General features: G+C 55.5%; 9 protein-coding genes. 4 read left to right on the plus strand and 5 right to left on the minus strand.

Annotated elements, in window-relative coordinates; translation table 11 throughout:
• Window positions 1-42: 42 nt before the first annotated feature.
• Window positions 43-1203, plus strand: coding sequence for a hypothetical protein (locus RUM_RS11005; RefSeq protein WP_015559169.1), 1161 nt, complete (start codon window positions 43-45; stop codon window positions 1201-1203).
• An 84-nt stretch (window positions 1204-1287) separates the two neighbouring features.
• Here RUM_RS11005 and RUM_RS11010 read toward each other — a convergent pair whose 3' ends face one another.
• The 3 genes from RUM_RS11010 to RUM_RS11020 form a co-directional block, all read right to left on the minus strand.
• The gene (locus tag RUM_RS11010; protein ID WP_015559170.1) at window positions 1288-3780 is read right to left on the minus strand and encodes a hypothetical protein; all 2493 of its coding nucleotides are present in this window, start codon (window positions 3778-3780) and stop codon (window positions 1288-1290) included.
• Window positions 3781-3792: 12 nt separating this feature from the next.
• On the minus strand, window positions 3793-4542 hold the full coding sequence (rlmB, locus tag RUM_RS11015) for a 23S rRNA (guanosine(2251)-2'-O)-methyltransferase RlmB (protein ID WP_015559171.1): 750 nt from the start codon (window positions 4540-4542) through the stop codon (window positions 3793-3795).
• Between the two features lie 247 nt (window positions 4543-4789).
• Complete coding sequence (locus RUM_RS11020; RefSeq protein ID WP_015559173.1) at window positions 4790-5176, minus strand: metal-dependent transcriptional regulator; 387 nt, start codon at window positions 5174-5176, stop codon at window positions 4790-4792.
• Window positions 5177-5323: 147 nt separating this feature from the next.
• Between RUM_RS11020 and RUM_RS11025 the strand changes: the two genes are divergently transcribed.
• A complete protein-coding gene (locus RUM_RS11025) occupies window positions 5324-6226 on the plus strand; it encodes a radical SAM protein (RefSeq protein ID WP_015559174.1) in 903 nt (300 codons plus the stop codon).
• An 82-nt stretch (window positions 6227-6308) separates the two neighbouring features.
• Here RUM_RS11025 and RUM_RS11030 read toward each other — a convergent pair whose 3' ends face one another.
• Window positions 6309-8111: a phosphoenolpyruvate carboxykinase (GTP) gene (locus RUM_RS11030; RefSeq protein ID WP_015559175.1), complete on the minus strand. Its 1803-nt coding sequence runs from the start codon at window positions 8109-8111 to the stop codon at window positions 6309-6311.
• Between the two features lie 166 nt (window positions 8112-8277).
• A complete protein-coding gene (locus RUM_RS11035; protein ID WP_041326426.1) occupies window positions 8278-8928 on the minus strand; it encodes a Crp/Fnr family transcriptional regulator in 651 nt (216 codons plus the stop codon).
• A 131-nt stretch (window positions 8929-9059) separates the two neighbouring features.
• Between RUM_RS11035 and RUM_RS11040 the strand changes: the two genes are divergently transcribed.
• Window positions 9060-9605: an NADH peroxidase gene (locus RUM_RS11040; protein WP_015559176.1), complete on the plus strand. Its 546-nt coding sequence runs from the start codon at window positions 9060-9062 to the stop codon at window positions 9603-9605.
• On the plus strand, window positions 9605-9799 hold the full coding sequence (locus RUM_RS11045; protein ID WP_015559177.1) for a (2Fe-2S)-binding protein: 195 nt from the start codon (window positions 9605-9607) through the stop codon (window positions 9797-9799). Before RUM_RS11040 ends, RUM_RS11045 begins: the two co-directional genes overlap by 1 nt.
• The last annotated feature ends 96 nt before the right edge of the window (window positions 9800-9895 follow it).

Genomic DNA, 9895 nt, shown 5'->3' on the forward strand with positions numbered 1-9895 from the left:
ATGATACTCGTTTATCGGGGAAAAAAGTTTGGGGGTATACATATGCAAAAACCGCACCAGCTGATGCACGAATTGACCGGGTTGTTCCTGGACAAGAACACCGGGGTGTATTTCGGCACCTATGGGGGATTTTCCGTATTCATCAAGCCAGTGGAAAACCGGATGGAGATCTCCGCCGGCTTTCCCGATGCAGCAACCACCACGGGGAATCTGTTGCTGCTGCAATCCGCACTGGATTCCATATCCGGGCAGCACAAGTACATGCAGGCCTGTCAGTACAACGATTCCACCCGGCAGGTAGTCTGCACCTGGAAACCGCTTGCCCAGTCCGTCAAGAAAAACGGGGAAATGTATGCGGCATTTCTGGATTCCATCCTTTCCGTACTGCGGAATTTCAACATGCACTCCTGCTGCAATCTGTGCGGCAGTGAACAGTCCCTGGATTACTACTGTGCCGATGGGCATCTTCTGGTGGCATGCCCCAACTGTCTGAACCGGCTGGAGCAGGAACTGGGGAGCAAACGGGAAACCGCTTCCATGGTGCCGGAGGATCGGATACACGGCATTCTGGGTGCTGCCATCGGGGCACTGGTACTGGCGCTGATGACCTGGATCCTGTGGGAAATGGGGTACGTTGCCTACATTACCGGCTTTGTGGGAATGACCGTGGCAGTGACTCTGTACAAGAAATTCGCCGGGAAGATCTCAATGGTGGGTGCCGTGATCTGTGCGGTCATGTGTCTGGTCTTCAGCGTGGGCACCAACTACTTCTGCGTGGCAAAGGAATTTGTAAAGGTCTTTGCGGATGACGGAAAATATGTCCAGGCTGTTCAGCAGACCAAGAGCGAGCTGGAGGAAGTAGCCGCCGATGTATACAACGTCAGCGATGAGGACATCAAGCTGTATTCTGAGGACTACAACAGCAAGGATGAATTCATCGCCGCATACAACAACGCACTGAGCACCTGTAAAACCGAACTGGAATTTGCAAAGGAGCACCAGAGCATTCCTGCCTGCATGGCGGACATGTCCGAGATCCTGGACAATTACGATGAGGGCGGCGAGATTCAAAGCAACCTGAACGAGTGCCTGCTCTGGGGCGTACTAAGTATTCTGATCGTTTCCGTGCTTATGATCCCCAACATCAAAAAGCAGCTTCAGCAGGAGAACACCATTCAGATCCTTCAAGCAGCAGAGCTGTAAGATTCCCGTACATACACAAAACCCCGGCAGGACGCTCCCTGCCGGGGTTTTTCTTTGGATACTGCACAGAGATGGTATGGTATCCTAGATCCGCCGGGTGCCCACGCTCAACAGCGTGACCCCCGTCCAGATCAGATGGTAGAGTATAAACAAGGTGGCAGACAGCTCCGCATAAGCCTGCATGGACAGATACACCAGGGCAATGACAAGTCCCAGGCATGCAGAGGCGGTCTGTAGGATCACACCTAAGCATGCGGCAGAGCGGATGGACTTTGCCCCCAGAAGCAGTTGTACAAAGCCGGGGAATCTGCCCGCACATGCCATGGAAGCGTTGGTATGCTTCACGGGAGCGGTTTCTGCGTTAAAGTCCTCATGCATGCGGCTGGGCAGGATCTTTACCATCTCCTGGGAAATATCATACAGCTTTGCGATCCGGTACAGGGTGATGATGGCATCGTGACTGCGAACCAGCACGCACATTTCCTGTTTTTCCAGCTCCTTGAGCCAGTAGCGCACCGCCTTGCTGCCCTTGATATCCACCACGAACATGGCTGCCAGATTGCCGGACACGGACAGGTAAATCGCCTCCCTGCCCCCTTCCGTCAGCTCGTTTTCCTTGGTTTTGGTGGGGAGCCCCTCGATGTTGTGACCGGTCATCAGCTCCCGGCTGCCGAACAGCACCCGCTTGTTGTTGATCCAGCCGCAAAGCCCCAGGGATTCTTCATAAGCAAAGTTCTCCACCTTCCGGAGCATACCCTCCTTGCCGACGATGGCGTTGCTGAACAGACCCTGCATGACGCTGCCTGCATGCCGGGTCAGACTGGCGGCATCCAGAATGGCGTCATCGATCTTGGTGTCGGAAAAGATCTTGATGGAGGACAACTGCACACTTCCCTCCGGAAACAATGCGGAGGCATCCACCATAATGGAGTTCACGTCGTAGAAATCATCCACGCTCTGGTAGCCGAGCATGACCGCCTTGTTCTTGATGAATTTCTTCGTGCCCTTTTCCAGGGGCAGGTTTGCCACCAGGGTAATCGCCGCACAGGCGCAGGCGGCAAAGCACATGGAAAATACGCTCAAGCCGAAGCACAGGGTGCTTTCCAGACTGGACGCCCGGAGAATGGACAGGAAGATGGACACGATGATGGAGATCACCAGGATGATGGGGCATGCCATCCGGCAGAATTTATCCGCCAGATCCGTGGAAAAGGTGTACCGGAGAAAATCCACTGTCTGCTCCGTTTTCCGCATGGTGGCGAGAATGGGGAAATCCCCGATGGTGCCCCGGGTGAGAGATTCCGCACGCTTTTCGTTTTCCACGCATACCACGGCGTGATCCGCCACCTTATCGGCGATCAGATGAAAGTTCCGTGCCGCCCGGCGGACGATCAGCAGCTGTCCCACTGTATTGCCCAGCAGGGTCAGCAGGGCGATGGGCATGTAGATATGCACCACATGGCTCTGTACCATACCGGGATGGAACAGGCACGCCGCAGCCGCCCCAAGGGAGGAGACGGTGGTCATGGACGCCAGGGTGTCACAGTCTGCCCGAAGCTGGAACAGCTTCCGGATGCCGCCGCCGATGACGCTTGCAGCAGTGGCAGTACCCAGCAGTCCGAACAGCAACTGCATGCCCACATAGCTTCTGGGGGCAGCGGCAAGCCGCATATTGGCGAAGATAGGCAGGCTGTAGGAATCCGCCAGCGCCAGATATCCGCTGATGACTGCCAGCAGGCCCAGCACCAATACCCGGAGGGACAGGCTGCTGCGCATCTCAAAGATCTCCCGGCGGACTGCCTTGGCATCCTCCTCATGATCCAGACTCCTTGCCCGCTTGGGCTGATCCTCCAGCAGGATCCGCTCCCCGTTGAATTTCACATCCAGCTCGTTGGGATCCTCCGTCCGGTGATTGCTCAGGTCAATGCTGGTTTTTTCCGCCTTGCTGACGCATTCCGTGGGCTGCACAGCCTGATACGGGGTTTCCAGAAAGGTTTCCGGAATGGAATCCGGCACCTTGTTGGGATCCTGCAGATCCTCCACCACCACCCGCACCTTCCGCTTGGACGGTGTCTGTTCCGCTTCCGCATGCTTCCGGGGCATGGCATTGGGGGATTCCCGCTCGTATGTAAACTGCACATGCCGACGGCGCTTTTTGCTCTGCATTTCCTTTGCCCGGGTGGAGTTGCTCATCTTCCGGATCATGGGCTGGTAGTCCACATCCGGTGCCGGACGCTTCATGACCACTGTATCGTAATTTGCCTGTGGCTTTTCCTGCTCCGGATTCATCTTGGCACGCTGGGCAGCCTCAATGGCTGCAGCGGAGTTGATGAAGGACACCTCCGGCTTTTTCACATCTGAGGGCTTGAAGGTATCCGCCGGGGCACGGCGATGCAGCTTGTCCTGCCGCCGTTTCCGGGTCTGGGGGGTAATGGGCCTGGTCACCGGCTGGGTCAGGGGAGTGCCGGTCTGCTCCGGCTTGGGAGCAGCATCCGGGGCGGCCTGTTCCGGTTCCTTGGGGGCGTTGGGGTCGTATTCCTTGAGGATATCCTCCAGATTCAGATCACGTTTTGCCATCACACCGCCCCCTTACGCCTTTGCCGCCCGCTGCCGCAGGGTCTCGTACATGAAGATCCCGGCTGCCACGGAGGCGTTCAGAGAGGTGATCCTGCCGCACATGGGCAACCGCAGCAGAAAGTCGCACTTTTCCCGCACCAGTCTGCCCATGCCGAAGCCCTCGGAGCCGATCACCAGGGCAACGGGGCCGGTGAGATCCACCTTGTCGTAGGCATCGCCGGATGCATCCGTACCGTAGATCCAGACCCCTGCTTCCTTCAGGGTATCCAGGGCTGCCGCCAGGTTCGCCACCCGTGCCACCGGCAGCCAGCTTGCCGCCCCGGCAGAGGTTTTATGCACCGTGGCATTCAGAGAAGCGCTGCGGCGCTTGGGGATGATGACCCCGTCCGCCCCGGCGGTCTCTGCGGTACGGATGATGGCACCCAGGTTGTGGGGATCCTCGATCTCGTCACAGACGATCAGAAAAGGGGCTGTCCCCTTTTTCCGGGAAATATCCAGCAGATCCTCCAGGGTCACATAGGAGGCGCAGGCACCGGTGGCAATGACTCCCTGATGCGCAGCGCCGTTTGCCATCTGGCTCAGCTTCTGTTCGGTGACGTTCTTGACCACAATGCCCCGGCTTTTCGCCATGGTGCAGATCCTGCCAAGACTGCCGCCGGTTCCGTTCATATATATTGTATCAAGCGGTTCTTCCGCCTTTAATGCTTCTAAAACAGGATTTCGCCCGATGATGAGGGCTTCATCTTTTTCCTGTGTCTGCATCAATCATGCTCCCTCCGATTTGTTATTTCCGCCCCGGGGACGGTTTCATTTCTTTCTGTGCAGTTCGCAAAAAACCGCTCTTTTGTCCATACACATGCCTATAATTAAGTATAGCACAATGCTCGAATAATTACAAGACGATTACAAAATTTTTGCCGCCGCATTTTCTGGAAACAGGCAGAAAAATGCCGGCACAGTGAGAACCATGCCGGCATTTCGACAGCAGCACCGCCTGTGCCATGTCACCTTATACATTCTGTTGATGCTTTTCCCGCAAATGCTGCTTGAGCTTTTCAAAGGACTCCACGCTGATGTCATGCTCCAGCTTGCAGGCATCCTCCATGGCGGTTTTCTCATCCACCCCGATGCCCACCAGCCAGTCCGTCAGCACCCGGTGCCGCTCGTAAATCCGTTCTGCCACTTCTCTGCCTGCGGGGGTCAGAGTGATAAACCCGTCGGAGGGATCCACCTCAATAAAGCCTCCGTTTTTCAGAATGCCCACTGCCCGGCTGACGCTTGGCTTGGAAAACTCCATTTCCGTGGCAATGTCCACGGAACGCACATTCTTCCCTTGGTTGTGGAGCACCAGAATGGTTTCCAGATAATTTTCGCCGGACTCATACAATTTCGCCATACTCTATCCTCCCGGGTGTCCCCGCAACTCAAATTCTATCTGTAAATAGATGCTCTGTCTCAAACTTTTCTTTTTTTATTATACCACGATCTGCCGCCCTTGACAAGCCCTTTTACCGGCGCTATACTAAGGACAAGGAGGGATCCTATGACCTATACAGAACGACTTTTGAAGGACTGCACCCTGTGCCCCCGGCGATGCCATGCAAACCGGCTCCGGGGAGAACGGGGTGCCTGCGGCATGACCGATGAGATCCGGATCGCCCGGGCGGCACTGCACCCCTGGGAGGAGCCATGCATCAGCGGAGAACATGGCTCCGGCACGGTGTTTTTCTCCGGCTGTCCCCTGCAATGCGTCTACTGTCAGAACCGGGAGATCGCTGCCGGCAGGCTGGGCAAGCCATATACCGTGCAGAAGCTGGCGGATGCTTTTCTGGATCTGCAGGAGCAGCATGCCCACAACGTCAACCTGGTGACCCCGACCCATATGGTGCCCCAGATTCTGGACGCCTTGCAGCTGGCAAAGGCACAGGGACTCCACATTCCCATTGTATACAACACCGGGGGCTATGAGAACACGGAAACCCTGAAACTTCTGGAGGGGTGGGTGGACGTGTATCTGACGGACTTCAAGTACCTAAGCACCGCCCTGTCCGGGGCATACTCCCACGCAGCAGATTATGCAGAAGCGGCAAAGCCTGCTCTGGCGGAAATGGTGCGGCAGACTGGCGCAGCCCGGTTCTCCCCGGAGGGCATGATGGAGCAGGGCGTCATCGTGCGGCATCTGCTGCTGCCGGGGCAGACGGCGGATGCCAGGGCGGTGGTGGAATATCTGTATCACACCTACGGGGATCGGATCTGGATCAGTCTGATGAACCAGTACACCCCCCTGCCCTGGGTACAGCAGGATCCGTTGCTGTGCCGCCGGGTCACCCGGCAGGAGTATGACGCAGTGGTGGACTATGCAGTAGCGCTTGGAGTGGAAAACGGCTTTACCCAGGAAGGGGAAGCCGCCTCCGAAAGCTTCATCCCGCAGTTTGAGGGGGAATAAAATAACCCGGGAGGGCGCACCTCCCGGGTTATTTCTTTTTATCCGCATGCAAAACGCATGCAGCTTGGAAAGAAAATGAAGCTTACTTCAGTCTGTCCTCCAGCATATCCAGCTCAGCAGCCAGAGCCTTCGGCAGTCTGTCACCGAACTGCTTGTAGAATTCACGCATTTCGGAAACTTCCTTGGTCCACAGATCCTTGTCAACAGCCAGCAGCTTGTCCATGATCTCCGGTGTTACCTCGTCCTCAATGCCGGAAACGTTGATATCACCCTTCTTGGGCAGGTAGCCGATGGCAGTCTCCTCTGCGTCGATCTCACCGTCGCAGCGCTTTACGATCCAGTCCAGCACTCTCATGTTGTCGCCGAAGCCCGGCCAGATGAAGTGACCGTTCTCATCCTGCTTGAACCAGTTTACGTTGAAGATCTTCGGAGCCTTGTCGCCCAGCTTCTCGCCCATTTCCAGCCAATGAGCCCAGTAGTCGCCCATGTGGTAGCCGCAGAAGGGCTTCATAGCCATAGGATCGTGGCGGAGTACGCCTACTGCGCCGGTTGCAGCGGCAGTGGTCTCGGAGGAAACAGCGGAACCAACGTAGGTGCCGTGTGTCCAGTCAAAGGACTGATATACCAGCGGGGTGGTTGCTGCACGACGGCCGCCAAAGATGATGGCAGAGATCGGCACACCCTGGGGGTTGTTGAATTCAGGAGAAATGCAGGGGCAGTTTTCTGCCGGTGCGGTAAATCTGGAGTTGGGGTGTGCGAGCTTGTTGCCGGCAGCGGTAAATTCCTTGCCGTTTACCTTTTCGCCCTTCCACTCGGTTGCATTCTCCGGCGGGTTCTTGTCCAGACCCTCCCACCAAACGGTCATGTCATCGTTGTTGATGGCAACGTTGGTGAAGATGGTGTTCTTTCTGGTGGATGCCAGTGCGTTGTAGTTGGACTTTGCATTGGTGCCCGGCGCTACGCCAAAGAAGCCGTTCTCCGGGTTGATGGCATAAAGTCTGCCGTCCGGGCCGGGCTTGAGCCATGCAATATCGTCACCAACGGTAAATACCTCGTAGCCCTGCTCCTTGTACAGCTCCGGCGGAATCAGCATTGCCAGGTTGGTCTTACCGCATGCAGAGGGGAACGCTGCACAGATGTACTTGGTCTCCTTGCCGGGCTTCTTCAGACCCAGAATCAGCATATGCTCTGCCATCCAGCCCTCGTTCTTGCCCTGGAAGGAAGCGATACGCAGTGCGAAGCACTTCTTGCCCAGCAGAACGTTGCCGCCGTAAGCGGAGTTGATGCTCCAGATGGTGTTATCCTCCGGGAAGTGTACGATGTAACGCTTCTCCGGATCTACGTCAGCCTTGGAATGGAGGCCGCGTACAAAGTCATTGGAGGTATCACCCAGATTCTCGAATGCAGCTACACCCATTCTGGTCATGATGTGCATGTTCAGAACAACGTAGATGGAGTCAGTCAGCTCTACGCCAACCTTTGCCAGAGGAGAACCGATGGGACCCATGGAATAAGGGATCACATACATGGTTCTGCCCTTCATAACCCCGTCGAACAGAGGGGTCAGCTTTGCGTACATTTCCTTGGGATCGCACCAGTTGTTGGTGGGGCCTGCGTCTTCCTTGTTGCGGGAGCAGATAAAGGTTCTGTCCTCAACACGGGCTACGTCGTTGGGCAGGGTTCTATGATAAAGGCATCCAGGGAGCTTTTCCTCGTTGAGACGATACATCTTATCTCTGTTGCCCTCGGGCAGTGCACAAACCTCATCGGTCAGCGCATCCAGCTGCGCCTGGGAGCCATCGATCCAGACTACCTTATCAGGCTTTGTCAGTGCAACCATTTCGTCAACCCACTTGTTGACATTCGGGTTCTTTGTTAGTGACATGATGATTCCTCCTTAAACAATTACGGAATTTCGGCAGCAAACCAGCGCCGCCCTCGGAAAATCAAATTTTCCACAAATACTATTATAGCCGAATGGCACTCCGGTGTCAAGTCCGGGAATCAAAATCCTTGTTATTTTTTTGGCATACCTCTATGCCATTCCGGCATTACTGCAAAAACCTTGCTGTGACCTGCCGCTTGTCCATTTCGATCATGCCCTCGTTTTTCAGCTTCCGGATCTCCCGGAGCATGGCGCTCCGGTCCACACACAGGTAATCCGCCAAAGCGGTGCCCGTAAAGGGAATGGAGAACACAGTCTGCTTGGCGTGATCCGCACACAGATTAAAATAGCACAGCAGACGATCCCGGATGGAGCGGCGGCTCAGCACCTCCACCCGTTCACTGAGACCCAGCGCCTTTTCGGAAATGAGCCGGAACAGATTTTCCGTGATCTGGGTGTGGCAGGCGCAGGCGTTGCTGCATCGCTTGGAGATCTCATCGTAGGTGATGAAGCTGATCTCGCAGTCCGTGTCGGCGGTTACATAGATGGCGTCCTGATTGCCGGAAAAAGCAAGACATTCACCGAACAGTCCGCCCTCCTCCACCCGTTCCAGAATGGTACGGCTGCCGTTTTCATCGGTGCGGATCAGGGACGCCATGCCCTTGAGGACGATGCCGATTCTGCCGGAGGTCTTTTCATAGTCACAGATCACGGCGCCGGCAGGAAAATCTGCGTTGGTGGCGTGAAAGCACTGCATCATCCGCTCGCAGTCATGGTGGGAAACATTTTCAAACAAGGCAATATTGCAAAAATCCAAAAAAACACCCCCGAATTTCGTAAATGTTGCAATTGCAACAGAATTTCGTTTTCCTTTATGATAAACTAAATACAACGAAAAGTCAAGACAGGCTTTTCAAATCTAAAAAATCATATATGGAGGATACGAGTATGAAAAAGTTTGTATGTTCTGTTTGCGGTTATGTACACGAAGGAAACGAGCCCCCGGCATTCTGTCCGCAGTGCAAGGCACCTGCTTCCAAGTTTGTAGAGCAGAAGGAGGACGCTGTGGCATGGGCTGACCAGCATGTGGTAGGCGTTGCAAAGGGTGTGGATCCGGAAATCGTGGAGGGTCTGCGCCAGAACTTCACCGGGGAATGTACCGAGGTGGGCATGTACCTGGCAATGGCAAGAGTTGCATTCCGGGAGGGCTATCCGGAGATCGGTCAGTACTGGGAGAAGGCGGCTTACGAGGAGGCGGAGCATGCGGCAAAGTTCGCAGAGCTGCTGGGCGAGGTCATCACCGACTCCACCAAGAAGAACCTGGAGATGCGGGTAGCCGCAGAGAGCGGTGCCTGCGAGGGCAAGAAGAAGCTGGCTGCAAAGGCAAAGGAGCTGAATCTGGACGCCATCCACGATACGGTTCACGAAATGGCAAAGGACGAGGCAAGACACGGCTGCGCATTTGCAGGCCTGCTGAAGCGGTACTTCGGCTGATGGAAAACTACACGATCTGCCACTGCATGCAGGTGACCTATGCAGACGTGGAAAACGCCCTGCACCGGGAGACCCGGTTTGAAAACGTGGAGAGCGCATTTGAAGATGTGCAGAAGATCACCCACTGCTCCACCGGCTGCGGCGGCTGCCACGATAAGATTCTGGACGTGATTTCCCAGATCATGAGCAAGTAAACGGAAAACAGGAGCCTGTTGCAGACAGACTCCTGTTTTTGCTTGCACAACCACCGGGCATATGCTATAATACATAACAGTAACGTATCAAGGCAA

This window comes from Ruminococcus champanellensis 18P13 = JCM 17042, from assembly GCF_000210095.1.
Lineage (GTDB): Bacteria > Bacillota > Clostridia > Oscillospirales > Ruminococcaceae > Ruminococcus_F > Ruminococcus_F champanellensis.